Origin of the sequence: Caballeronia sp. AZ7_KS35, assembly GCF_023631045.1 — a bacterium.
In the GTDB taxonomy this organism is placed as follows: Bacteria; Pseudomonadota; Gammaproteobacteria; order Burkholderiales; family Burkholderiaceae; genus Caballeronia; species Caballeronia zhejiangensis.
This window is the reverse complement of record NZ_JALQDV010000009.1, coordinates 346,273-371,145: the sequence shown is the minus strand read 5'-3', so window position 1 is coordinate 371,145 and position 24,873 is coordinate 346,273. Positions and strand designations below refer to the sequence as shown.

Genomic DNA, 24,873 nt, shown 5'->3' with positions numbered 1-24,873 from the left:
TTTCGGCGCTTCGCATGACTTTTTTCTCCGTATTGCTGGCTCTCGTCATTGAGCAGATGCGCGCGTTATCGCCGCACAATCCGATTTCGGCGTTGCTTCAATATCATGCGGAATCCACCGCGCACGGTTTCGATGCCGGCAAGGAGAAGCATGGCATCGTCGCGTGGCTCGTGGTCGTGCTGCCGTGGACGCTCTTCGTCGGGCTCGTCTATTACGTGCTCTATCGGATCAACTTCGTTCTGGCGTTCTTCTGGAACGTGGTGATCGTCTATTTCACGCTCGGTTTCCGGCAGTTCAGCCACTATTTCACCGATATCCATCTCGCGCTCAACAACGACGACGTTCCGCGCGCGCGCGAAGTGCTGGCCGAGTGGACCGGCATCGATACGGTCGACATGCCTGTAAGCGAAATCGTCCGGCATACGCTGGTTCATGCGGTCGTGGCATCGCACCGGCACGTGTTCGGCGTGTTCTTCTGGTTTCTGATTCCGATCGGCCCGGCGGGCGCGGTGCTCTATCGCATCGCCGAATACCTCGCGCGCGCGTGGTCGAAGCCGAATCCCGAGCGCACCGCGGAGTTCTCGTCGTTCGCGCAACGCGCGTTCTTCATCATCGATTGGGTGCCCGCGCGTCTGACGTCGCTCGGTTTCGCGATCGTCGGCAATTTCGAGGACGCCATTTACGCGTGGCGCAATCACGCGCGCCAATGGCCGGACGCAAACGAAGGCGTGTTGCTGGCAGCGGGCAGCGGTGCGCTGGGCGCGCGTCTCGCGGGGCCGCTCGCCGAGCCGCTTTCGGTCGAAGCGCTTGCCGTCGGCGATGCCAGTCCGTTGCCCGTCGGCGACGATTGCACGCCGCGCACGCTGCAATCGGCTGTCGGCCTCGTATGGCGGGCAGTCATTTTGTGGATGTTGCTGCTGCTGATGCTGACGATCGCCGTGTGGCTGGCGTAATCAATCGTCGAGCGGATCGCGCGCCGTCTGGCAATTCCAGCAGACGGTGAACTGCGGCTCCAGCCACTCGCCGCAATGCTTGCACTTCCAGGGCCGGGCGTTCGCGTCCGGCCCTTTTCTCGCGCGCTCCAGAAGGCGCAAGGCCAGCGCTTCGTCGCGATCGTCGACGATCCAGATTTCCGGCGCGCACTGATCGGCCGGAATCTCCCCCATCGCGCCATTCAAATAACGGTTGTGCAACTCGCACGGCACGCCCGCGGCCGACAGCACGTTCACCCAATGCTGCGCCGTGATGAGATCGGGAGCGCGCGTGAGCCGCTTCATCGAACGATCTGGCTGGCTTCGTGCACGAGTTGCGCGTAGAGCGCGTGACGTTCGGGGCGAATCTTTCCCGCTTCGACGGCTTCGAGCACCGCGCATCCCGGCTCGTGCAGATGATGGCAGTTGTAGAAGCGGCAATGTCCGAGATAAGGCCGGAAATCGGCGAAGGCGCGCTCGAGCTGGCCTTCCGACAGATGATGCAGGCCGAATTCCTGAAAGCCCGGCGAATCGATCAGCGAGCCGCCGCCTGGCAGATCGTAGAGACGCGTGAATGTGGTCGTATGACGGCCGCTGTTGAGCGCGGACGAAATCTCGCGTGTGGCGGCGTCGGCATCGGGGACGAGCAGGTTCACGAGCGTCGATTTGCCCATGCCGGATTGACCGAGCAGGATCGTCGAGCGGTCTTTGAGGCGTGCGTCGAGTTGCGGATGAACGTCGCCGGGCGCCATCTTCGCCGAGAGCTCGATCACCGTGTAGCCGAGTTCGCGATACGGCGCGAGACGTTCGCGCGCGAGCGGCAACGCGCTTTCGACATCGATCTTGTTCAATACGATCAGCGATTCCAGACCGTGCGCCTCGGCCGCGATCAGCGCGCGTCCGAGCAGGTCTTCGCTGAAATGCGGCTCGGTGGCGAGCACGATCAGAAGTTGATCGAGATTCGCCGCGAAGAGCTTCGACTTGAACTGATCCGAGCGATAGAGCAGATTGCGCCGTTCGCCGATCTCGACGATCACGCCCTGATCCGCCGACGACTGCTCGTAGAACACGCGATCGCCTACGGCCACCTCGCTTTTCTTGCCGCGCGGAAAGCACTGGAGCATCGCGCCGCCGTCTTCGGGCGTGACGAGATAGTGCCGCCCGTGCGCGGCGATCACCGTGCCTTCGAGCCGTGCCGCCGCACCTGACCGCTTGAACCCGCGCGTCATGCGGCGTGCTGCATCAGGCGGTCGATGCGCTGCGAGGCGGGCGGATGCGAGTAGTAGAACGCGGTGTAGATCGGATCGGGCGTGAGCGTCGACGCGTTGTCTTCATACAGCTTCACGAGCGCGTTCACGAGATCCTTCGGATCGGTCTGGCTGGCGGCGAAAGCATCGGCTTCGAACTCGTTCTTGCGCGACGTCAGGCTGCCGAGCGGCGTGATGAAGAACATGAACACGGGCAGCACGAGCATGAAGAGCACGAGCGCGAGCCCGTTATTGCTGCCGACGAGCGACGGCCGCACGCCGAGACCTTCGTAGAACCACGTCGTCTGAATGAGCCAGCCGAGCAGCGCGAGCATCGCGAGGCTGATGCCGAACATGACGACCATCAGCTTCAGAACGTGACGGCGCTTGAAATGGCCGAGTTCGTGCGCGAGCACCGCTTCGATTTCGTTGCCGGAAAGCCGCGCGAGCAGCGTGTCGAAGAACACGATGCGCTTTGCCGCGCCGAAGCCGGTGAAATACGCGTTGCCGTGCGCCGAGCGGCGGCTGCCGTCCATCACGAACAGGCCTTTCGCGGCGAAGCCCGTGCGCGACATCAGATTCGTGATGCGTGCGACGAGCGCTTCATCCTTCAGCGGTTCGAACTTGTTGAAGAGCGGCGCGATGAAGGTCGGATAGATGATCATCGCGAGCAGCTGGAAAGCCACCCAGACCATCCACGTCCACAGCCACCAGAAGGTCCCGGCGCGATCCATGAGCCAGAGCGTGAGCAGCAAGAGCGGCGCGCCGATCACGATGGCGAGCACCGTGCCCTTGACGAGATCGACGAAGAAGAGCTTCTTCGACATGCGATTGAAGCCGAACTTTTCCTCGATCACGAAATGGCGGATGTAGTCGAACGGCAGATCGATGACGCTCGTGATCGCCACCACCGACGCCACCAGCGCGATCTGTCCGAGATAGCCGCGGCCGAGCCAGTCCGAAATGGCGAGATCGAGCGCCTGGACGCCGCCGAGCAGCGTCAGCGCGACGAGCACGACCGCGCTCGTGACGACTTCGATCATGGTGAGGCGCGTGCGCTCGACGGTGTAATCCGCGGCGCGCTGATGCGCCGTGAGCGGGATCGTGCCGCTGAATTGCGCGGGCACGCCGTTGCGATGCGCGGCGACATAGCGGATCTGGCGCGATGCGAGCCACAGCTTGGTCGAAACCATCGCGACGAGGGCGACGACGAAGATCGTCGAGAAGGCGAGAGTGAGGTTGGTCATCCGGGAATTCCGATTGAACTATGCGAGAATTATAGGTTCTAGGCCGTGCCGGCGCGCTCAGAAACTGTGCGGCATGGCTTTCCCATCTTTCAGGCCGCTTTTCATGACCGACATCTCCACCACGCCCGAATCAGAAGAAAACGCGCTCGCGCGCAGCGACATGAACCTCGTGTGGCTCGACATGGAGATGACCGGCCTCGATCCGGACAACGATCGCATCATCGAGATCGCGGTGGTCGTCACGAATTCGACGCTCGACAAGATGGTCGAAGGCCCGGTCCTCGCGATTCATCAGACGGAAGAAGCGCTCGGCCGCATGGACGAGTGGAATCGCAACACGCACGGCCGCTCGGGGCTGACGGAGCGCGTGAAGGCGTCGACGGTCGATGAAGCCGAAGCCACGCGCCAGATCCGCGATTTTCTCGGGGCTTACGTGCCGCCCGGCAAATCGCCGATGTGCGGCAACTCGATCTGCCAGGACCGCCGCTTCATGGCGCGCTGGATGCCCGAACTGGAGACGTTCTTCCACTATCGCAATCTCGACGTCAGCACGTTGAAGGAACTGTGCCGCCGCTGGCAGCCGGCGATTTACAAGGGCTTTCAGAAGCGTGCGATGCACACGGCGCTCGCCGATATCCACGAGTCGATCGACGAGCTCAAGTACTACCGCCAGCATTTCCTGATTCCGTCGGCGAGCGCAGCCGCGTCCTAATTCTTCGGCGGGCGGATCGCGCTCTTCGGACGAAACGCGGCGACCACTTCCGGCCGCGTTTCGATATACGGCCCGCCGATCAGATCGATGCAATACGGCACGGCCGCGAAAATGCCCGGCACTTTCGTTCTGCCGTCTGCGTCTTTCAGACCTTGGAGCGTTTCGCGGATCGACTTCGGCTGGCCCGGCAGATTGATGATGAGCGCAGCGTGGTCTTCCGTTTCGCGAATCACCGCGACTTGCCGCGAGAGAATGGCCGTCGGCACGAAATTCAGGCTGATCTGGCGCATCTGCTCGCCGAAGCCGGGCATCGGCTTGGTGGCGACGGCGAGCGTCGCCTCGGGCGTCACGTCGCGGCGGGACGGGCCGGTGCCGCCTGTCGTCAGCACCAGATCGCAGCGGTGCGTATCGACGAGCTCGACGAGCGTCGCGGAAATGGTCGCGGCGTCGTCGTGAATCAGCCGCGTCTCGGCCCGAAACGGCGTCGAGAGCGCCGCTCCGAGCCACTCGACGAGCGACGGCAAGCCCTTGTCCTCGTAGACGCCGGAAGACGCGCGATCGCTGATCGACACCAGTCCGACTATCAGTTCGTCACGCGTCGTCATCGCGATCGTCCTCGTCGTCTTCGACATCGTCGTCTTGCGCGCCCGACGCGTTCTTGATCCACTGGAAGAGTTCGCGGTAATAGCGCGGCGGCTTTTGCTGCTCGCGCTCCTTGCGCGCGTTGCGGATCAGCGTGCGGCCTTCCTGCGGATCGACGCCCGGATGCGTTCGGATGAATTCGGTGAGCGCGGCGTCATCGGCGAGCAATTGTTCGCGCGTGCGCTCGATCCAGTGCATGCGCGCGGTTTCGGCCTTGTTCACGCCGCGATGGGTGTCGAGCGCGGTGCGCAGCGCGGCGACTTCGTCTTCGGTCAGCGAGCGCATGACCTTGCCGACGTACTGCAACTGACGGCGCTTGCCTTCGTGATCGGTGATGCGGCGTGCCTCGCGCACGGCGTCGCCGAGATCCTCGGGCATCGGCATGCGTTTGAGCGCATCCTTGGGCAGCGCGATGAGCGCTTCCCCCAGCTCCTGCAGCGCGTGCATTTCGCGCTTGAGCTGGGATTTGCTCGGACGGTCGTAGCCGTTTTCGTCGGCCTCGCGATCGTCGTCGCGGCCGGAATCGATCGGTTGAATGCGGGTTTTACGGTTCATCCCGACATTGTAGCTTGCGCCCGCATCGCTTTTGCCGGGTCGCGGCCGGCGCTGCGACAAACCTTGGCGGGTGAATGCACGCCGTCCTTGCTATGATCGCGTGATACGCCGGTCCCGCTTTGCGATGCTCGACGACGAGCGCATCTGGCCGGGAATCCCGAAGCAATCACGACATGCGCGGGCGCGATACGCCCGACTTCCAAAGGCAACCAAAAATGGCAGCAGACATGGACGTCAAGCAACGCTACTTCCCGCATACGCAGGACGAGCTGAAGGAGATCGCCTCCGACATCCTGCGCTACGCGAAGGAACTCGGCGCGAGCGATGCGGCCACCGAGATCTCCGAGGGCGACGGCCTGTCGGTGAGCGTGCGGCGCGGCGAAGTGGAGACCATCGAGCACAATCGCGACAAGATGGTCGGCGTGACCGTGTTCATCGGCAAGAAGCGCGGCAACGCGAGCACTGCGGACTTCACGCGCGACGCATTGCGCGACACGGTCGCGGCCGCGTACAACATCGCGCGCTTCACGGCGGAGGACAGCGCGGCCGGCCTCGCGGAAGCCGAGTTGCTGGAAAAGTCGCCGCAGGACCTCGATCTTTATCACCCGTGGGACATCGACGCCGAAGAGGCCGCCGAGATCGCGCGCCGCGCGGAGGCCGCAGCGTTCGCCGTCGACAAGCGCGTGACCAATTCGGAAGGCGCGAGCGTTTCCGCGCAGCATTCGCAGTTCGTGCTCGCGACGTCGCGCGGCTTCATGGCGGGCTATCCGTACTCTCGTCACTACATTGCGTGCGCGCCGATCGCCGCGGCCGGCCGCGACATGCAGCGCGACGACTGGTACACGTCCAAACGCGATGCATCCGCGCTTGCGGCGCCCGAAGCCGTCGGCCGCTACGCCGCCGAGCGGGCGCTCGCGCGGCTCAACGCGAAGAGCCTCGACACGCGCAAGTGCCGCGTGCTGTTCGAAGCGCCGCTCGCGGCGGGCATTCTCGGCGCGTTCGTGCAGTCGGTGAGCGGCGGCGCGTTGTATCGCAAGACTACGTTCCTCGTCGATAGCCTCGGCAAGCCGGTGTTCGCGCCGCATATCCAGATCGTCGAGGATCCGCATGTAAAGGGCGGCATGGGCAGCGCCCCGTTCGACGAAGAAGGCGTGCGTACGCAACGCCGTAACGTCGTCGAGGATGGCGTCGTGCAGGGCTATTTCCTGTCGACGTACTCCGCGCGCAAGCTCGGCATGCAGACGACCGGCAACGCGGGCGGCTCGCACAATCTGACGATGACGAGCGCGCACACGAAGCCCGAGGACGACTTCGAAGCGATGCTGAAGAAGCTCGATACCGGCCTCCTGCTTACCGAACTGATGGGGCAGGGCGTGAACTACGTGACGGGCGACTACTCGCGCGGCGCGTCGGGTTTCTGGGTCGAGAACGGCAAGATCGTGCATGCCGTCGAGGAAATCACCGTGGCGAGCACGCTGCAGGAGATGTTCCGCCATATCGAGGCAATCGGCGCGGATACCGTCGTGCGCGGCACGAAGGAAATCGGCTCGGTGCTGATCGAGCGGATGACGGTCGCGGGCCAGTAAGCCGCGCCGGTCGAGAACAGAAAGGCTCCGGAGCGCATCCGGAGCCTTTTTTCATTCCGGCTTCATTCCGACGAGGCGATGCGCTCGTAAGTCACGAAGGCGAACGCGAAATCGTTCGGCGCCGCTGCGCGATGCGGCTCGCGCGACACTTCGCGCCACAACTCGGGATCGGGCGCGGGAAAGCGCGTGTCGCCATCGAAATCGGCGTCGATCTCGGTGACGATCATCTTGTCCGCACGCGCAATGGCATCCTGATACAACTGCGCGCCGCCGATCAGAAACGCTTCCTTCGCCGGTTCGAGCGCGAGCGCCGCTTCGAGGCTCGTCACGACATTGCAGCCTTCGTAGCGCCGGGTGCCGTCGCGCGACACGACGATATTGCGCCGCCCCGGCAGCGCCCTGCCGATGGATTCATGCGTCTTGCGGCCCATGATGATGGGCGCGCCCATCGTCGTGCGCTTGAAGAAGGCGAGATCCTCGGGCAGGCGCCAGGGCAGTTGGTTTTCGCGTCCGATCACGCCATTGCGCGCGCGGGCGACGATCAGAGTCAGCGTCGTCATGGAATAGAAGTCCGGCAAGCTGGCGCGCGCGGGCAGCGCGGCCGGGTGACGATTCTAACCGACGCTTGCGGCGCGGCCAGCGCTCGGCGCGCCGCGCGGGCCTACGCCTCCGGCGCTTCGTCGCCGAGCGGCAGCGTCGTGTGCCATGGGGGCGGCGCGATCTCGTCCCATAGCGTCACGCTGACGCCCGAGCCAGTCGGACGATCGTCGGGCAGGCCCGACGCGGCGGATTCGTCCGCGTTCTCGCCATTTTGATGCGCGTCGGTTGTTTCTCCGCGCCTTAAAGTACTATCGCGTGCCATCGTGACGACATAACCAAGTAATAAATTCCCGCCACGGAAATATCCGGAAATAAAGTAATCGCTTTCTCGGTAAAACGATTAAGCGGGAGTCGAATGCAGGGATAAAGATGAACGCTCGTTCGGCAGCGAGTATTTCTTACCTTCGAGCGCGGTTCTATTGGAGCGAATTGCGTGCCATGTCCGGCAGAGCGTTGCTGTGCAATGAATCGCGAAAATCCGACGAAAGTCCGCAGCAAAAATTCGGCTGTAAACGTTTCACTGCTGAAACATGAAGGCAGAAAAACGTGAACTTCCGGCGAAATCGGTATAAGATTTTGTCTTATTAAATTGTGCGCAATCTCGTTGATAATCGTGTGAGAAATTCTTGCCAAGGCCGTCCTGTCAAGGTTTTGTGGCTAATCCGGCGACTCTCGCGATATTTGTTTCCGGGGTTTCTGGGTTATAGTAGTCTCTCAAAAACGGCGCAGAATCAGACATAAAGGGTTTCGTGGAAGGGTGCGTGGTGTTTCGCGCCGTGTCCCGGGGGCGACGGTTCGAATGGCAAAACCTCTCCAGACGTTTGCGAGCAACGTGCGAGGGCAACGAAGTTTGCGATGTAGCGCGAGCCTTGAACTACGTGACCTTTTCAACGAATGTTGAACAAAGGATCTGAATAATGGACGTCGCTCGGCGGCAACTCATCTATGTGACTCGCGATCCAAGCGAGACGCTGTGCGCGCGATTCGAGGAGCGCGGTTGGCATATCGAAATCGTCGCGAACGCGCGCGACACGCGTAAGGCTTTGCGCAGCGATCTGGCGACCGGCGGGCTGCTCGATCTGTCGAGTCATTTCGAATCTCATGAACTGGCGGCGTTCGAATCGTCGCTGACGATGACCAACGTGGGCTGGGTCGCGGCCACGGTTGCCGGGCAACTGGAAGACGCTGCCGTGCGGCGTCTCATTCGCGACTATTGCTTCGATTACGTGACGCTGCCGACGTCCAACGACCGCATCGTCGATTCCGTCGGTCATGCGTACGGCATGGTTTCGCTGCATGACGCCGCGTCGAACGATGCGCGCAGCGAGGGCCGCGCCGAGGGCGAAATGGTCGGTTCGTGCGACGCGATGCTCGCGCTCTTCCGCTCGATCCGCAAGGTCGCGATGACCGATGCGCCCGTGTTCATCTCCGGCGAATCCGGCACCGGCAAGGAACTCACGGCTGTTGCCATTCACGAGCGCTCGGCGCGCCGCGATCAGCCGTTCGTGGCGATCAATTGTGGCGCGATTCCCGCGCATCTGCTGCAATCGGAGCTCTTCGGTTACGAACGCGGCGCTTTCACGGGCGCGAATCAACGCAAGATCGGCCGTGTCGAAGCGGCCAATGGCGGCACGCTGTTCCTCGATGAAATCGGCGACCTGCCGCTCGAAAGCCAGGCGAGCCTGTTGCGCTTCCTGCAGGAGCGCAAGGTGGAGCGCCTCGGCGGACACGGCTCGACGCCCGTCGACGTGCGCATTATTTCCGCGACGCACGTCGACATGCAGACCGCGATGATCGAAGGGCGCTTTCGCGCGGACCTGTATCACCGGCTGTGCGTGCTGCAGATCGACGAGCCGCCGCTGCGCGCGCGCGGCAAGGACATCGAGCTGCTCGCGAAGCACATGCTCGACCGCTTCAAGAAGGACGCGAGCCGTCGGCTGCGCGGATTCTCGCCGGATGCGATCGCCGCGATCCACAACTACGGCTGGCCGGGCAACGTGCGCGAGCTCATCAACCGCGTGCGGCGCGCCATCGTGATGTCGGAAGGGCGCCAGATCACAGCGCGCGATCTCGAACTCGGCGAATACGTCGAAGTCGCGCCGGTCTCGCTCGCACAGGCGCGCGAGGCCGCCGAACGACAGGCGATCGAACTCGCGCTGCTGCGCCATCGCGGGCGTCTTGGCGACGCCGCGCACGAATTGGGCATCTCGCGCGTGACGCTGTATCGGCTGTTGAGCGCGCATGGCATGCGTCACATCGAGGTCGATGCGCCCTCGGAGCACGCCACGCGCGGCTGACAGCCAGGTCGCGGACGAACACCGGACGGGCGCCACAAGGCGCCCGTTTTTTCGTGCCGCTGCACTAAGCGCCCGCATCCATCGCTTGGTAAAATCGATCGTTTACGCCTTCCGCTCGCGAGGGCGCGCAGCGTACCCAGGGAACATCGAATGAAACAGTATCTCGAGCTCGTCCAGACGATTCTCGATACCGGCACTTGGCAGGAAAACCGCACGGGCATCCGCACGATCAGCATGCCCGGCGCGATGCTGCGTTTCGACCTGCAGCAAGGCTTCCCGGCCGTGACCACGAAAAAGCTCGCGTTCAAGTCGGCGATCGGCGAACTCGTGGGCTTTCTGCGCGCGTCGAAGAGCGCGGCGGACTTTCGCGCGCTCGGCTGCAAGGTGTGGGACGCCAACGCCAACGAGAATCCGGAGTGGCTCGAGAATCCGTATCGCCAGGGTCCGGACGATCTCGGCGACGTCTACGGCGTGCAGTGGCGCAAGTGGCCCGCGTACAAGCTCGTCGACGCCTGCGCGGGCGACCAGATCGCCGACGCCACGAATCGCGGCTATCAGCTCGTGACGAGTTTCGTCGAAAACGGGCGCGAGCAGGTGCTGCTGTACAAGGCGATCGATCAGTTGCGTCAATGTCTCGACACGATCATCGAGCGCCCGACCGACCGGCGCATTCTGTTTCACGCGTGGAATCCGGCGAAGCTCGACGAGATCGCGCTGCCCGCGTGCCATCTGCTGTATCAGTTCATCCCGAACGCGGTGACGCGCGAGATTTCGCTGTGTCTGTACATCCGCAGCAACGACGTCGGCCTCGGCACGCCGTTCAATCTGACCGAAGGTGCGGCGCTCCTGCATCTCGTCGGACGGCTGACGGGCTACAAGCCGCGCTGGTTCACGTACTTCATCGGCGACGCGCACATCTACGAAAACCAGCTCGACATGCTGCACGAGCAACTGAAGCGCGAGCCGCTGCCTTCGCCGCAACTGATCATCTCCGATCGCGTGCCGGATTACGCGGTGACGAAGCGCTATGAACCGGAATGGCTGGAGAAGATCGAGCCGAAGGATTTCGCGCTCGAAGGCTACAAGCATCACGACGCGCTCACGGCGCCGATGGCCGTATAAGCCGGGTTTCGTCGGTTTGCACAAGAAAACGCGCGGTCGAGGCCGCGCGTTTTGTTTTTGAGGTCTTAACCGCGATGGTGCTCGTTGCCGCCGCCACGTTGCTGTTGCGGCTGTTGCGGTTGATGAGGCTCCCGATTCTGCATCTGCGGCGGCGGAGCCTGACGAACTTCCTGATGCATCGGCTGACGCGTTGGCTCCTGGTGAGGCTGGAGCCGCTGCGCTTCCGGCTGCGGACGAGGCGGCGGCATCTCATGGCGCGGCTGTTCGACCCGCGCCTGGCGATACGCCTCCGGCGACGCGTGATTGGGCTGCGGCTGCATCGAATGCATCGGCATGCGTTGATCGACGTGCGGCGCATCGTTTGCGCGTTGACGCTGCCACATCGGTTGATACGCCTGCTGCGGCGCGCGCGGCTCGCGCGAAACGGCATGTCCGCGCGATGAATCCCCATGCGCGAAGCGCGGATCGTTCGCGCCGAATTGCGCAGCCTGCGGCGGATGCGCAACGCCGTAGCCATGCGGCTGCGCAGGCTGAGCGGGAACCGGCGCCGGCAACGCGCCGCCCGCGATGACCGACCGCGCCGGTCCATGCGTCGCGACGAGATGCACCTGTTCGTTGCGCGCGCCGTACCCGCCGCGCGGATCGCGATTCTGCTGCACGTACCGGTCATGAAAAGCCGGCGGCGCGACGGGCGCGCGTGTCGCGACCACCGGTCGTCCGAATCCGGCCTGCGGCGGCTGATAACTCGCGCGTCGCCCACCGGGCGCGAAGCTGTCGCGCGTCGGCGCAATGCCCGGCGCGCCCGCGAAGAAGCGCGGATGGCGCCAGCGCGACGGATCGACCGCGTACGGCTGACGTCCGACCGGCTGGCCAAGCACGAACAGGTTCGTCGGCACGGCCGTCAGCCCGCGCGGCGCGTGATAGTTGACGTACGTATTGCGCACATAGACATTGCGGTTCACGCGTTCGAAATAACGCGGACTCCAGCCATCCCGATGCGGACGCCACGCTTCGCCCGGTCCGAGCGGAAACCACGCGACGCCCGCCGCCGCGATGCCGCCGACCGTCAGCGCGACGTTCCAGTCGGGGCCGCCATCGCCATCGCCATCGCCGACGAAACCGACGAGCGCAGGCGAGTACGCGGGCGGCGCGCTGACGTCCATCGGGCCGGGCACCCACGCCCATCGCGATCCGATATACGCCCAGCGGCCATAGTGATACGGCGCGAAGCCCCACGGCGCGTCGTCGATCCATGTCCATCCCCACGGATCCTGCCAGGCCCAATATCCCTGACGATACGGCGCCCAGTCGGCGGACACGGCGGTCGGCGTCCAGACCGGCCCGTACGACGGATCGTTGCGCCACGTTCCGTTGGCGTCGAGATCCTGATAACCGGGCACGTCGCGCGATACATATCGCGCCGAAATCGAGCGATCTTCGGATGCGTCGCGCCCGGCGGCCCATTCATCGAACGCGTCGGGCGCGGGCGCCGCATTCGCCGATGCCTGCTGCAGATTCGTGCCCTCGAACGTCATCTGCTGCCCGCCCGCGAGTTGCACGGAGCCACCGTCGCCGTACGCGGTCACGCCGCCGCTTCGCACCGTCACGGTCGTCGCGCGGCCATCGGGCGCGACGTCGACGCGCATCTCGCCGGGCGTCGTGATCGCGAGCGCGGTGTTCGGCGTGTCGATCTCGTAGGTCGTGCCGGGCGGGAGTTCGCGCACGCGCGTCGACAGCGTGCCCTGGGCGATCTTGAGTTGCGCGGTGTCGTCGTCGAGCGCGAGGACGGACAGCGCCGTCGATGACCCGAGCCGCACCGCCGTCGAACCGATATGCAGTTCGGAGCGCGCGTTCTCGTCGTTCCAGAGTTGATCGCCCGTCGTCAGCGGACGATTGATCTGCGCGTAGGACCAGTCGGATGCGCCCGCTGGCTCGGTCGTCACCGTGCCCGCCATGTAGTTGAGCCGCGCGATGCGTCCGGGCGGATCGCCTTGTCCGGTTTGCGCAAACGCGTTAAGCCCCGATGCCGACAAAAGCACGCACAAAGCGGCGATCTTGATCTTCATTACGTTCTCCGGCGGCCGCGCGTGCGTTCCGTTCGGCGCACTGAGTTCGCGAGACCTGTCGGATCAATGTATCGCCGGCGCCTGTATCCGTACGATGCCGTTTGTAACGGCTCGCAGGCGCGCGTAACAAAGCTTTATCGCGCGGACAGGAAGCCTTCGAAATGCCGATGCCCCGCGGGCGTCACGCGCAGGACGCGGCGTTTCGCCGTGCGCTCGATCCAGCCGTGCGACTCGCACGCGTCGAGAAACGCCGCGCCGAGCGCGCCGCCCAGATGCGGCCGGCGCTCGCTCCAGTCGATGCAGGTGCACGCGAACCGTCGCCGCCGCGCGCGCTGCGCCTTCAGATCGATGCCGAGTTCGGCGAACGCCTGCGCGCCTTCGGGCGTGGCGTCGAGCGCGGCGGGGCCGTGGGCGGCGTCGTGACGATCGGCGGCGGCGAGCCAGTTGCGCGCGATCATCCGCTCGAAGAGCTGCACGGCGAGTTCGCCCGCCAGATGGTCGTAGCAGGTGCGCGCGAAACGCATTTCGACAGGCACGGCGGAAGGCGGCCGTTCCGGCGCGCGCTGCGGCGCGCTCGCCCGCGCGAGATTGGCGAGCGCTTCGATGGCCGCGGCGATATCCGCCGTCGCGATCCGGTAGTACCGATGCCGTCCGCTCACTTCGAGCGCGAGCAGTCCGCCTTCGGTCAGCCGCGCGAGATGCCCGCTTGCCGCCGATGGCGACAGCCCCGCGATCATCGTCAGTTCGCCGGCGGGGCGCGCGGTGCCGTCCATCAGCGACCAGAGCATGGCGGCGCGGCCCGGATCCGCGATCAGCGCGCCGATGCGCGACAAGCCGGGAAAATGGCGCGCGCGGGAATCGGCGTCGTCGAAAGCGGGGTTCATGGCGATTTCCGTATCGGGCGAAGTAGTCGATGCGTCCACTCTAGCGCGATCGCGCAACCGACGTTTCACCGTGCGCCGAAATGTCGATGCGCGAGGCGCGGCGCTAGAATGACCGCTGGCATTTCGAGGCAGCAGGGGAGAGTTCCATGGCCAGATTCATACTCGCGAGCGCTATAGGCGTTCTCGTGCTCTGCGCGGGCTGCGCGGGCGCGCCGTCGTCGTCGGCGGGCAGCGGCGGCAGCATCACGATGTACGGCACGATCGATCAGGGCATCACCGTCCACGATTGAATATTGCCGACCCTATAATCGGCATTCATTTTCCGCATCAGACGGGCTTCCCATGAATACGCCGACCTCATCCCCCATTCCAGCCGTCCCGAAAAGCCGTGCGGAAACCACTTTCCGCTTTCTCGCCGAGCCGACTTCGGTGAATTTCGGCGGCAAGGTGCACGGCGGCGCGCTGATGAAATGGATCGACGAAACCGCCTACGCCTGCGCCGCGATGTGGTCCGGGCGCTATGCGGTCACGGTGAGCGTCGGCAACATCCGTTTTCGGCGGCCGATTCTCGTCGGCAATCTGGTCGAATTGCGCGCGCGCGTCGTGACGACGGGGCGCACCAGCATGCACATCCACATTTCCGTGCATGCGGGCGACCCGAAAGTCGGCGAGCTTCAGCAGACGACCGATTGCCTGATGGTTTTCGTCGCCGTCGATGAAAAAGGCCAGCCGACGCCCGTGCCTGCGTTCGTGCCGGAAACGGAAGAGGAAAAGCGCCTCGCGAAATACGCGATGGACGTGAAGGACGCGCTCGATGCAATCGTCGAGCTGAAGCCGGAAGAGGTGGCGGCGGGGAAGGTGTAACCCGCCGCTCTTCGGGCAAGAACGCGCTTACCTTTTTCCCACCATTTCCTCCGGCTTGACCCATTCATCGAACTGCTGCTCGGTCACGTGACCGAGCGCGAGCGCGGCGGCCTTCAGCGTCGTGCCTTCCTTGTGCGCCTTTTTCGCGATCTGCGCGGCCTTGTCATAGCCGATATGCGGATTCAACGCCGTCACGAGCATCAGCGATTCGTTCAGCAGACTGTCGATGCGCTTCTCGTTCGGCTCGATGCCCACCGCGCAGTTATCGTTGAAGCTCTGCGCGCCGTCCGCGAGCAGGCGGACCGATTGCAGCACGTTGTGCGCGATCATCGGCCGGAACACGTTCAGCTCGAAGTTGCCGCTCGCGCCGCCGAAGTTCACCGCGACATCGTTGCCGAAGACCTGGCAGCAGAGCATCGTGACGGCTTCGGATTGCGTCGGGTTCACCTTGCCCGGCATGATCGAGCTGCCCGGCTCGTTCTCCGGGATCGACAGCTCGCCCAACCCGCAGCGCGGTCCGCTCGCCAGCCAGCGGATGTCGTTGGCGATCTTCATCAGGCTCGCCGCGACCGTCTTCAGCGCGCCGTGCGCGGCGACGAGCGCATCGGCGGCGGCCATCACCTCGAACTTGTTCGGCGCAGTCTCGAACGGCAGGCCGGTGAGCTTGCCGATCGCCTGCGCGACCTTCACCGCGAATTCCGGATGCGCGTTCAGCCCCGTGCCGACCGCCGTGCCGCCCTGCGCGAGCTGATACAGATGCGGCAAAGTCGCCTCGACGTGCTTCATGCTCTGATCGAGCTGCGCGACGTATCCCGAAAACTCCTGCCCGAGCGTGAGCGGCGTCGCGTCCTGCAAGTGCGTACGGCCGATCTTCACGATCTTGTCGAACGCCTTCGCCTTCTTGTCGAGCGTATCGCGCAACGTTTTCAGCGACGGCAGCAGATGCTTCTTGATCGCCACGGCCGCGGCGACGTGCATCGCGGTCGGAAACACGTCGTTCGACGACTGGCCGCGATTCACATCGTCGTTCGGATGCACGAGGCGCTCCTCGCCGCGCGGACCGCCCATGATTTCGCTCGCGCGATTGGCGATCACCTCGTTCAGATTCATGTTGGTCTGCGTGCCCGAGCCGGTTTGCCAGACGGCGAGCGGAAATTCGTCGGGATGCTTGCCGTCGATGATTTCCTCGGCCGCCTGAACGATCGCCTTCGCCTTCTTCGAGTCGAGCACCTTCAGGCCTTCGTTCACTTCCGCGGCGGCGTGCTTGATGATCGCGAGCGCGGTGATCAGCTCGGGCGACTGCTTTTCCGTCGAAATCTTGAAGTTTTGCAGCGAGCGCTGCGTCTGCGCGCCCCAGAGCTTGTCGTTCGGCACGGCGATCTCGCCGAACGTGTCCTTCTCCATCCGTACGTCGCCCTTCGCATCGTGTGACATGGCGTGAGTTTCCTTACGAAGTTGGATCAAAGCTGCTTGTCGACGGGCAGCATCATGAAGAGGCCCGTCATCGCATTGCGATAAAGACCTGCCTCGGGATCGAAATTGTAGGTGACGAGACTGCCGTTTTCCTCGGTGATCCAGACGAGGCCCGACTGCGGCGCGCCCGTGCGCCGAAGCTCCTCCGTCACCGCCGCGCTCGCCAGTTGCACCTGCCAGCTCACCTTCGGCGAAATGCCGTTCTCGAAGAGTTTCGCTGCTTCCTCGGCGATCGGCTTGCTGTGGATCACGAGCGCGAGCTCGGTATTGAGCTTCGCCGAACGCGGATCGAGATTCATCGAGCCGATCACGAGGATACTCCGATCGATCACATAGGCCTTCGCGTGCAGGCTCGCGCGCGACTGCGAGCCGAAGAGACCCGCGCGCGGACTGCTTTCGCCTTCGACCTGAATCGGCTTGAACTCGTACAGTTCGACGCCGCTTTGCAGCATCGGAATGCGATACGGCGCGTAGCCCGCCTGCACGGCGACGGCATCGGTCGCGGCGAGCGAATTCGTCAGCACCGCGACGCGCACGCGGCGCTTCGTCAGACCGGCGAGCGCCTTCACGCCCGCGTCGTGCGGCACGAAGTAGGGCGACAGGATCAGGAATTCGCTCTGCGCGTCCTTCAGCAGAGCGACGAGGCGCTCCATCGGCGGGCTTTTGTAGTCGTCGCTCGGATGCTCGATCTTCGATGGCGAATCGACCCGGAACTCCGTCGGCGCCCACACGAGGCCCATTTCCTCGCGCGCGATCTGCTGCGCGAGCGGCGTCGCATTGAGCGGCTTCGCGTTCAGCGGATCGGCCTGCTCGCGCCAGTGCTTGCGCAAGTCGTCGCGGGTCTTGTCGAGTTCGCGGGCGTCGAACTTCTGCTTGTTCAGCGCGCGCAGCGGGTACGCGAGCGAACTGTTCCAGTAATCGTCGAAGCTCGCGGATATTTCTTGCGTGACCGGACCGGCGGCGAAGACGTCGAGATCGCGAAACTGCAAGGTCGGGCTCGCGCTGAAGTACTCGTCGCCGAGATTGCGGCCGCCGACGATCGCGATCTGGTTGTCCGCGATCATCGCCTTGTTGTGCATGCGGCGCGTGAAGTGACTGAGATTTGTGAAGAAATTCTGCGTGCGCTCGGAGAAGCTGCGTTGCGCGCTGCCGTACGGGTTGAACACGCGAATCTCGATCTTGTCGTGCGAATTGAGCGCCGCCATGATCTGGTCGATGTCCTTGAAGTTCAGATCGTCGACGAGCATGCGCACGCGCACGCCGCGATCCGCCGCATACAGCGCCGCGCCGAGCAGCAGCTTGCCGGTGTTGTCCTCGTTGGCGATGTAGTACTGCATGTCGAGCGTCTTCGTCGCCGCGCGCGCGAGTGCGATGCGCGCCTGCAGCGCGTCGGTGCCGGTCGGCAGCAGGCGCACCGCCGACTCGTCCGGATGCCGTTTCTCGAGCGGCGCGAGGGCGGTCGCGAGGGGCGTCGTTTCCGTCGATGCCAGCGCGTGGCTCTCCGGCCGGTCGAACGCCGTCGCGGGCGGGCGCGTCTCGCAAGCGGCGACGAGCGTCGTCATCGTCACGATGACGGCGATGTTGCGCACGGCGGCGCCGAATGTTCGTGCGCGCGCGTCGCGGCGCGCGATTTGCCGCAATCCCCGGTTTTCCGACACTTCGATTCCCCGTTCTGGTCGCCGCTCGTGAAGCGCTCGGCGACGTTTTCGCGTTTTCGGTCTTCAGCACGAAAGTAGCAAGGAGCGTACTCGCGCCGGATCTCGAAATTATTCTATGGGAAATCGGGAAAGCGCCGAACGTTGCACTGGGCGGTGGCGTACGGACGAAAAAAAGCCCGCTGGCTAGAGCGGGCCTACAACCCCTGTCACAGATGTCTCAAGGAGGAGACGGGTTCATCGTAGCAATGCGCGCCGCGCGGCCCAACCAAGCATTCGTGCTATGCAAATCGGCGCGCGGATCGTGTGCTTATCAGACGTGACCGTGCGGCGCGGCGCTCGCGGCGCCGGCGTCGTCCGGCCGTGGCGTGATGCCGGTTTCGATGAAGCGCCGGCTGATGCGATGGAAGCGCAGCGTCATCAGCACGGCGACGCTCGCGAGCCCGGCCGCGAGGCCCCACCACAGGCCCTTCGCGCCGAGTTCGAAGTGGAACGCGAGCACATAGCCGGTCGGAAAGCCGACGCCCCAGTAGCCGAACGCGGCGGCGAGCATCGGAATGCGCGTGTCCTTCAGGCCGCGCAGGCAGCCGGAGCCGACCGTCTGCATGCCGTCGACGATCTGGAACACCGCCGCGACGCCGAGCAGCGACGCCGCGAGCGCGACGGTATGCGCGTTGGCGGGATCGTCGAGATGCAGATACAGCCCGACGATCGCGCGCGGCACGGCGATCAGCACGAGCCCGGAGCACATCATGAAGCCGACGCCGAGCGCGAGCGCGACGAAGCCCGCGTGACGCGCGGCGACAGGCACGCCCGCGCCGACCCAGTAGCCGACGCGCACGTTCGCCGCCTGGCCGATCGCCAGCGGCACCATGAACGCGACCGACGCGACGTTGAGTGCGATCTGATGCGCGGCGAGCGGCGCTTCGCCGAGCAGGCCAACCATCATGCCGGTGGCGAGAAAGAGCGTCGATTCGACCCCGTAGGTGATCGCGACGGGCCAGCCGATGCTGAACAGTTCGCCCATCAGCGGCAGGCGCGGGCGCGCGCGCGCGACGAAATGCCGATAGCGCGGCCGCAGATGCAGCACCGCGACGAGCGCGATCGCGATGCCCCAGACGGTGATCGTCGTCGCCGCCGCCGAGCCGAGGAAGCCTTCGCGCGGCAGGCCGTACGCGCCGTGGATCAGGCCGTAGTTGAGAAAGCCGTTGACGAACACGCCGCCGATGGAGATCCACAAGAGCCTGCGCGCCGCGCCGATGGCGGGCAGAAACGCGCGCATCATCCCGACGCCGATCAGACTGCCGGGCGTCCCCCAGCGCAGCACCGCGCAGTATTCGCCGACGTTCTTCGCGAGCGTCGCGGGTTCGTGGAACGCGAGCAGGATCGGTTCGGCGTAGCTCAGCAGCACGAACGCGGGCACGGCGAGCAGCAAGGAGAGCACGAACCCGGTCCAGTAGATGCCTGGCACGCGATGATCGGCGTTCGCGCCGCGCGCATGCGCCACCGACACGGAAACGGACGTCAGCACGCCCTGCAGGAGCGTCACGACGACGAAAAAGAGATTCGCGCCGAGGCCGCCCGCGGCGAGGGCATCGGGGCCGAGCGAGCCGAGCAGGATGGTGTCGGTGACGCCCATCGCCATCTGCGAGAGCTGCGCGATGGCAAGCGGCGCGGCGAGACGCGCCGTGTCGACGGCGTGACGCGAGAGGCTCGGCGGTCCTTGATGCGCGCGTGCGGCGCGCGTGACTGGCGGTTGCATGTTGATCGGATCGAAACGAAAAGGCCGCAATGAGTGCGGCCGGACTGGAACGCGAGGGGGCAAGAATCGAAGCGCAAACGCGCTGACGGGAACCGACGCTGAAACCAGAACGAAAGAACAGACCGTCAGCTTATTGCGTCGCGTGCGGCATGTCGATGACGCGTTTGCTTATGCCCGGATTTTCGCAATTGCGCGGCGTGTGCGCGCAAATCGCCGCGCGCTTAATCGGGCGCGCGCACGTAAATCGTCTGGCCGTCGAGCTTCACTCGCTGACCCGCGCGGATCTTGCAGGTCTTGCGCAGTTCCACCTGGCCGTCGACGGTGACATCGCCCATTGCGACGCGCGCCTTCGCCGAGCCGCCGCTGTCCGCGAGGCCCATCAGCTTGAGCAGATTGTGGAGTTCGATGAAGTCGCCCGTCAGGGTGAATTGGAGTGGCGGCATGAGGCGGGCAAGGCGGGAATGCGGGAAGGGCTCAATGATAAACCACGCCGGGCATGCGCCGTGCTCGACACCGCGGGACTATGCCTCGGCTCCTTATACGTTCGGTTCATTGCCATGTGCAGCGGCGAACCCATCCTGCACACTATCGAGGTCGACGCCGTAAAAACCAGCGCTTTGCTGCTGTTCTCGCCCGCGCTTGCGCCACCGGGTCTTGGACAACGTCAAATCATTGATCGACGCCATCTTGGGGAGCTACGGTTTCTATACCTCTATAGGCGCGCTGACTCAGTTTCTGAAATTCACCTGGTTGGCAGGTCTTGTTAAAAACGGTCCTTCCATTTTTCTTTACGTACAGTCCGCTTGGAAAGCCCTGATACAAGACATAGTCAAAACCACTTTGTCTGAATTTTACATGAGTATATTGCGCGTTCCCTCCAGAAGTATCGCTGATCGCAATACGATGTCTGGGCGAAAGCGGCACATCCGGATACTGCAGATCAAGCTGGTTCACAGTACCGTAACGATATTGGACGTAACCATTATCGGGGGAGATGTTTCCTGACGCACAGATCGATACGATTTTTCTGTCCATTTGACAACTGAAATAAATTTCCTCAAAAGCGTGACAGAGCGTCTGCTCCGCTCGCGCCTCGGCAGATGCAACAACTGGCATCGCTAAAATCGCGAAAACGCAGCAAGAATTCAATGATCGCAGCATTTAGTTGAAATCCCCTCGAATCCAAATCTGTTCAAAGTTCGCCACACGCGCAGCATAGCTGTTGGTATTGCGATTCACAATAGCGGTAATCTCATTTACCTGCATTGCGGTCGTTCCTCGATCGGCAATCGCTGGCAACCCATTTGCCACCCAAAAATACGCGGCGGACCTCGCAGCGTATTTCGGTTGGCACAATAGGTCGGGGCTGTCCTCATAATCAACGCGGTCTTCCGGCCATTCGTCCTGATGCGCCTGATTCCAGCGTGTAAAAGATCGGTAATTGGCGCGGCCGGGTCAGTTGTTTCATTCCGCGTCCTCGGTATTTCCAACCGTCTCCGCTCTCGAAGTCGCCATTCCCGAGTTCCGCGCGTCCGCCATATGCGCCGTTTGCAATTGCTTCAAAATCAACTTGATTCATCGGCAAGCCGTCCGCTTTGATCGGTCTGTTAGTCTGGTACCCGTGCGTCGTCGCCTGTTGAGGGTTTCTGCGGAAATACGAGAAGCTTGCAACTAGTGCGCTTGCTTTCCAGACGAAACCTTCTTCGACTGTCATCGATTTCCCTGTTTCCTGCATCACCTGAGCGAAGAAATGAGCTCTTCTGGATGGGGTGTCCAAGGCATACACCTCGAGGTGCGCGTTCAACTCGTCGATCAACTCTTGAAGGACATTTGCTTGGGCGAGAGGAAATACGCGTCGCATCATTTCCAGTGTGAATTGGAATTTGGTCCGAAAATTCCCCACCAATCCCACAGGATGCAGATGAAACACATCCGCCTGAGGAAATCCCGGAACCTTCGCCTTCACCTCATCCCACCACACGAGCTTCTCGATACGCTTCTGCTCTTCTTTGTACTGGGGGTTCGGCGTGGCGTTCTCGATTTCCGTGTAGAGCTGTCGCCACTTCTGCGGATTTGTCCACTCGCTTTCATGCTTCACAATCAATCGGGATGCCGCTTGCATCAGCCATGGATAGTGGCCTGACTCACCTGCATAGGCTAAGCACAAGTCGTCTGCAGCACGGCTGCCATCGCCTTGCGGAAACAGCTTTCGGTACACCGCCTGCATCATGGGACTCAACTTGCTCAAGGCCTTCGCATCTGCAGCACCGGTATGACTGGCAAAGTCCACCCACGCCTTGGTCCTCGAGAACATGGTGTGAGCCGGATCTTGTGCCCCGTCGATACAAGCGAAGTCCACCCATTTCTGGGCGAACTCTCGCGTCACAGTTCCGCCCGCGAACTGCTCTTCACGCACCCATCCCTCGATCGCTTCTCCTCGCTGATCCGCGCTGCCAACGCGCCACCAGTTCATCTTTCGTCCGTTGCGATCCGCCGTCGCTTCAGCGTGTCGCTTGTTCGTATCCCGCGCCAGTTCGGCCAGTGACCACCGCTGCACCACGCCCGTCACCGGCGGTTCACTACCCGCCTGCTCCGCGTTGCGATAGAGCTTAGTCCCCTCCGCGATACGCAATAGCGTCGGCTCGGAAGAAAGCCCCAGCCGCTTCCACTCGTCGGGATGCGCGCTGTGGGACGCGACCCACGTCCTGCTTCGCGCAATGAACGATTTGACGCTGTCGTCACAGAACACCTCGATGTGCGCCATTTTCGTGGCGGACGGCGGATTCGCATTCAATGAATCAAAGCGGCCAAGATGGCCTATCAATTCGCCCGCTTTCACGGCGATGCCCTGCGCATTCGCGTCGTCTGCTCCACCGGCCAACAACGTAACCATGACGCGATCGAAGGCATCGTCAGGCATGATTTCCTGCACCACCGGACCACCGTTCTCGCTACCCAGAAATATCCAACCGCCCACTACTGTGGTGGGCGGAGCATCGCCCACCTGGGCCGCGTACGGTTGCGCACCACGCGCGTCCGTGATCTTGCCCCAGCCATGTTGCCGCTCGCCAATACTCACAGACGCACCTTGGGGCAGAATGCCAAGCGCCGGACTTGCTCCACGGCCCGTCTTCGGAGCGCTGCGGATTCTCAAACCTTGCTGACTAGCATCTGGCGCCTGACCGGTTCGGCTCGGAGCTGCCTTGTCCCGCGCATAGGACGTGACTTTGTACTGAGCAAGCGCAGATAGATACGCCGGTTTGGCCTTGCCCGTATCGCGCTCATACTCCTCGTACGCTTGCAGATGCATGTACAGGCTATAGAAAGTCAGCTTCGTGCCTTTCGGGAACTCCATCGAATGGCGAACCAAAGCGAATCCGGTGCTAAAGGGCGCTTGCACGTTTCCGAGTTGGCTCACCGGATAAGTCCGGTTCACCCGGTATGCAATGACGTGGCCATCTGCAATGCATCGCACGCCTTGCTTCAGATCCACCTTGCTGCCCGCGCCGCTGTCGGTGATGTGGATACCGCCGTGCCAAAAGCCTTTCTTACTCACCAAGAAGGTTCCGCCGGGTTCCTTCTCCGAGAGCAGTTGGTAAATCTCGTGTTCGTCGGTGAACCTGACTGCCGCATCCGTATCCCTCTGCCCCTTCTTCAGGAACGGGAAGGCAAACGACAACTTCTTGACCTTTGTGTCGGGCGGCGTCGCTTGCGGTGCGTTACGAGGGACTGCAGGCGCACTGCGTTGGCCACCTGAAGCGGGCTGGGGTGCAGACGCAGGTTGCGGCGCCGAAGCGGGTCTTGCAGCAGTTGCTGATGTTGCCATCTCGATTCTTATTCAAAAAGCCAAAGGAAATCGGGTTCGCACTGACGTTCAGACCGGGACAGGAACGCGAAGCCTTTCTATCGGCCTGACCGACAGTCAGGTCGCGCCTGCCTTGATTTAAGTGGCAGGACTAATGATTATCATCGTACCGTGCGATAGTTCAATATCGGTGCCATGAACTGTCACCGATTGTCACATCGTTGCCCTGTTGATTGTCTTCTTAGCGTCGGGGCCGTTACCTGCTGTTATGCGGCCCACCATCTGTTTTTCGCCCGTGGTCGCAACTTGCGCGTCGAGCTTCAACGGATGAAACCCGCTCTGCGGCTGCTGGGAAGAGCGAGATACCGATGATGTGCGCCGGGCATGCGCCGTGCTCAGGGATCGCGAGGACCGGTAATCCCCACGCAAGGGCGCTCGTTGGCAAATGTAGCCAGATGAAACCGTCGGTAACAGTGACTGATTTTCGCGAACTTGCCCGATTGACCGCCGGTCCGACCATTTGATCGATGCAGCTTCGGTCATCTTTCCAATCGACAAAAGTCGCGCGGATCGCTCGTTTCATCGTCGTAAGAGCGCCGCCGACGCCAACTAAAGAGAGGACTAGCTCATGACTCGCGCACGAATCCTTTTTATCGGCTCCGCCATCGCCACTTTCGCCGCTTCGGGCGCTTATGCGCAGACCGCGACCCAGTCCGCACCGGTGCAGACTCAAACGCAAGCGCAAGTGCAGCCGATGCAAGCCCAACAGCCGATGACGCCGCCGCCGCAGAACCTCGTCGCGCCCGCGCCGACCGATCCGCTCGTCGAGCGCCGCAATGCCAATGCGAAGGCGAACGCCGAATACAGCGCGTCGAAGAAGGCGTCGAAGGCCGAATTGAAGGCGCAAACCGAGCAGGCCAAGGCGCAGTACAAGGAAGAGGTGAAGAACGCGAAGATCAATCGCAAGGCGGACAAGGACGCCGCCAAGGCCGAATTGAACGCGACCGAGCCGAACGCACCGAAGGACACCGGCTTGCAGCATTAAGCGGGGGAACCGGGAATCGCCGCGAGCTCGCGTTTGGCGCGGCTCGCGGCATCGAACAAGGGAGAAGACCATGAATCGAAAAACTCATGCACTGCTGGCCGCGCTGATCGCGGGGACGTTCGCGAGCGCGAGCGTGGCATCGTTCGCACAAACGGCGTCGGATACGCCGACTGCCGCCGATCAAAAGGCCGCGAAGGAACAGAGCAAGGCCGACAAGAAGGCGGCCGTCGCGCAAGCCAAGGCCGACAAGAAAAAGACCGAGGCGCAATCGGACGCCAATGAAGCCGCCGCCGAAGCGAAGCTCAAGAACGCGAAGAAGGCCGACTGACGCAAATCTTTT

At 63.2% G+C, this 24,873-nt stretch carries 24 protein-coding genes; 9 read left to right on the top strand and 15 right to left on the bottom strand.

Annotation, left to right across the window (positions count from 1 at the left end; translation table 11 throughout):
• The first annotated feature begins 14 nt into the window (after window positions 1–14).
• Entirely contained in the window at window positions 15–953 is a 939-nt protein-coding gene (locus tag NCT05_RS11975) for a CobD/CbiB family protein (RefSeq protein WP_008342334.1), read from the top strand.
• On the opposite strand, the gene NCT05_RS11970 is transcribed toward NCT05_RS11975, so the two are convergent.
• From NCT05_RS11970 to NCT05_RS11960, 3 genes are read right to left on the bottom strand one after another with little or no spacing between them, the layout of a single operon-like run.
• Window positions 954–1,277: a putative signal transducing protein gene (locus NCT05_RS11970; RefSeq protein ID WP_034472677.1), complete on the bottom strand. Its 324-nt coding sequence runs from the start codon at window positions 1,275–1,277 to the stop codon at window positions 954–956.
• Window positions 1,274–2,200, bottom strand: coding sequence for a ribosome small subunit-dependent GTPase A (gene rsgA / locus NCT05_RS11965; protein ID WP_034472675.1), 927 nt, complete (start codon window positions 2,198–2,200; stop codon window positions 1,274–1,276). The genes NCT05_RS11970 and rsgA overlap by 4 nt, the downstream gene beginning before the upstream one ends.
• Complete coding sequence (locus NCT05_RS11960; protein ID WP_008342330.1) at window positions 2,197–3,465, bottom strand: M48 family metallopeptidase; 1,269 nt, start codon at window positions 3,463–3,465, stop codon at window positions 2,197–2,199. Before NCT05_RS11960 ends, rsgA begins: the two co-directional genes overlap by 4 nt.
• Before the next feature lie 103 nt (window positions 3,466–3,568).
• Between NCT05_RS11960 and orn the strand changes: the two genes are divergently transcribed.
• Window positions 3,569–4,177, top strand: a complete 609-nt coding sequence (gene orn / locus NCT05_RS11955; protein WP_033537098.1) for an oligoribonuclease — start codon at window positions 3,569–3,571, stop codon at window positions 4,175–4,177.
• On the opposite strand, the gene mog is transcribed toward orn, so the two are convergent.
• Window positions 4,174–4,782 (bottom strand): molybdopterin adenylyltransferase, encoded by a 609-nt coding sequence (gene mog / locus NCT05_RS11950; protein WP_250502315.1) that lies wholly within the window; start codon window positions 4,780–4,782, stop codon window positions 4,174–4,176. The two genes, orn and mog, sit on opposite strands and share 4 nt — an antisense overlap.
• A complete protein-coding gene (gene yjgA, locus NCT05_RS11945) occupies window positions 4,769–5,374 on the bottom strand; it encodes a ribosome biogenesis factor YjgA (protein ID WP_034472813.1) in 606 nt (201 codons plus the stop codon). Before yjgA ends, mog begins: the two co-directional genes overlap by 14 nt.
• 215 nt (window positions 5,375–5,589) lie before the next feature.
• Between yjgA and pmbA the strand changes: the two genes are divergently transcribed.
• Window positions 5,590–6,960 carry a metalloprotease PmbA gene (gene pmbA / locus NCT05_RS11940; protein WP_008342321.1) on the top strand — a complete coding sequence of 457 codons (1,371 nt, stop codon included), beginning with the start codon at window positions 5,590–5,592 and terminating at the stop codon, window positions 6,958–6,960.
• 62 nt (window positions 6,961–7,022) lie between these two features.
• On the opposite strand, the gene NCT05_RS11935 is transcribed toward pmbA, so the two are convergent.
• Both NCT05_RS11935 and NCT05_RS11930 read right to left on the bottom strand, forming a co-directional pair.
• Window positions 7,023–7,520: a dihydrofolate reductase gene (locus NCT05_RS11935; protein ID WP_250502314.1), complete on the bottom strand. Its 498-nt coding sequence runs from the start codon at window positions 7,518–7,520 to the stop codon at window positions 7,023–7,025.
• Window positions 7,521–7,621: 101 nt separating this feature from the next.
• Window positions 7,622–7,822 (bottom strand): hypothetical protein, encoded by a 201-nt coding sequence (locus NCT05_RS11930; RefSeq protein ID WP_250502313.1) that lies wholly within the window; start codon window positions 7,820–7,822, stop codon window positions 7,622–7,624.
• Window positions 7,823–8,477: 655 nt separating this feature from the next.
• On the opposite strand from NCT05_RS11930, the gene NCT05_RS11925 reads away from it, so the two are divergent.
• Together NCT05_RS11925 and NCT05_RS11920 are read left to right on the top strand one after the other, a co-directional pair.
• A complete protein-coding gene (locus tag NCT05_RS11925; protein ID WP_008342313.1) occupies window positions 8,478–9,857 on the top strand; it encodes a sigma-54 dependent transcriptional regulator in 1,380 nt (459 codons plus the stop codon).
• A gap of 150 nt (window positions 9,858–10,007) precedes the next feature.
• Window positions 10,008–10,979, top strand: a complete 972-nt coding sequence (locus tag NCT05_RS11920; protein WP_008342312.1) for a thymidylate synthase — start codon at window positions 10,008–10,010, stop codon at window positions 10,977–10,979.
• A gap of 65 nt (window positions 10,980–11,044) precedes the next feature.
• On the opposite strand, the gene NCT05_RS11915 is transcribed toward NCT05_RS11920, so the two are convergent.
• On the bottom strand, window positions 11,045–13,045 hold the full coding sequence (locus NCT05_RS11915) for a DUF6600 domain-containing protein (protein WP_250502312.1): 2,001 nt from the start codon (window positions 13,043–13,045) through the stop codon (window positions 11,045–11,047).
• A 134-nt stretch (window positions 13,046–13,179) separates the two neighbouring features.
• Window positions 13,180–13,929: an ArsR/SmtB family transcription factor gene (locus NCT05_RS11910; protein WP_008342310.1), complete on the bottom strand. Its 750-nt coding sequence runs from the start codon at window positions 13,927–13,929 to the stop codon at window positions 13,180–13,182.
• 146 nt (window positions 13,930–14,075) lie between these two features.
• On the opposite strand from NCT05_RS11910, the gene NCT05_RS11905 reads away from it, so the two are divergent.
• Together NCT05_RS11905 and NCT05_RS11900 are read left to right on the top strand one after the other, a co-directional pair.
• Complete coding sequence (locus NCT05_RS11905) at window positions 14,076–14,219, top strand: hypothetical protein (RefSeq protein WP_250460486.1); 144 nt, start codon at window positions 14,076–14,078, stop codon at window positions 14,217–14,219.
• A 52-nt stretch (window positions 14,220–14,271) separates the two neighbouring features.
• Window positions 14,272–14,793: an acyl-CoA thioesterase gene (locus NCT05_RS11900; protein WP_033537097.1), complete on the top strand. Its 522-nt coding sequence runs from the start codon at window positions 14,272–14,274 to the stop codon at window positions 14,791–14,793.
• Between the two features lie 27 nt (window positions 14,794–14,820).
• Here NCT05_RS11900 and fumC read toward each other — a convergent pair whose 3' ends face one another.
• The 6 genes from fumC to NCT05_RS11870 all read right to left on the bottom strand — a co-directional run bounded on the left by fumC (window position 14,821) and on the right by NCT05_RS11870 (window position 23,509).
• Window positions 14,821–16,227, bottom strand: coding sequence for a class II fumarate hydratase (gene fumC, locus NCT05_RS11895; protein WP_175980381.1), 1,407 nt, complete (start codon window positions 16,225–16,227; stop codon window positions 14,821–14,823).
• A gap of 26 nt (window positions 16,228–16,253) precedes the next feature.
• A complete protein-coding gene (locus tag NCT05_RS11890; RefSeq protein WP_033537110.1) occupies window positions 16,254–17,828 on the bottom strand; it encodes a phospholipase D family protein in 1,575 nt (524 codons plus the stop codon).
• Between the two features lie 406 nt (window positions 17,829–18,234).
• A complete protein-coding gene (locus tag NCT05_RS11885) occupies window positions 18,235–19,683 on the bottom strand; it encodes an MATE family efflux transporter (protein ID WP_034472804.1) in 1,449 nt (482 codons plus the stop codon).
• 221 nt (window positions 19,684–19,904) lie between these two features.
• Window positions 19,905–20,126: an RNA-binding S4 domain-containing protein gene (locus NCT05_RS11880; RefSeq protein ID WP_008342305.1), complete on the bottom strand. Its 222-nt coding sequence runs from the start codon at window positions 20,124–20,126 to the stop codon at window positions 19,905–19,907.
• Between the two features lie 226 nt (window positions 20,127–20,352).
• Window positions 20,353–20,799: a hypothetical protein gene (locus tag NCT05_RS11875; RefSeq protein WP_250502311.1), complete on the bottom strand. Its 447-nt coding sequence runs from the start codon at window positions 20,797–20,799 to the stop codon at window positions 20,353–20,355.
• Between the two features lie 262 nt (window positions 20,800–21,061).
• Window positions 21,062–23,509, bottom strand: a complete 2,448-nt coding sequence (locus tag NCT05_RS11870) for a chitinase (protein ID WP_250502310.1) — start codon at window positions 23,507–23,509, stop codon at window positions 21,062–21,064.
• A 607-nt stretch (window positions 23,510–24,116) separates the two neighbouring features.
• Here NCT05_RS11870 and NCT05_RS11865 point away from each other — a divergent pair.
• Window positions 24,117–24,533, top strand: a complete 417-nt coding sequence (locus NCT05_RS11865) for a hypothetical protein (protein ID WP_250458297.1) — start codon at window positions 24,117–24,119, stop codon at window positions 24,531–24,533.
• Between the two features lie 70 nt (window positions 24,534–24,603).
• Window positions 24,604–24,861 (top strand): hypothetical protein, encoded by a 258-nt coding sequence (locus tag NCT05_RS11860; protein WP_250440027.1) that lies wholly within the window; start codon window positions 24,604–24,606, stop codon window positions 24,859–24,861.
• The last annotated feature ends 12 nt before the right edge of the window (window positions 24,862–24,873 follow it).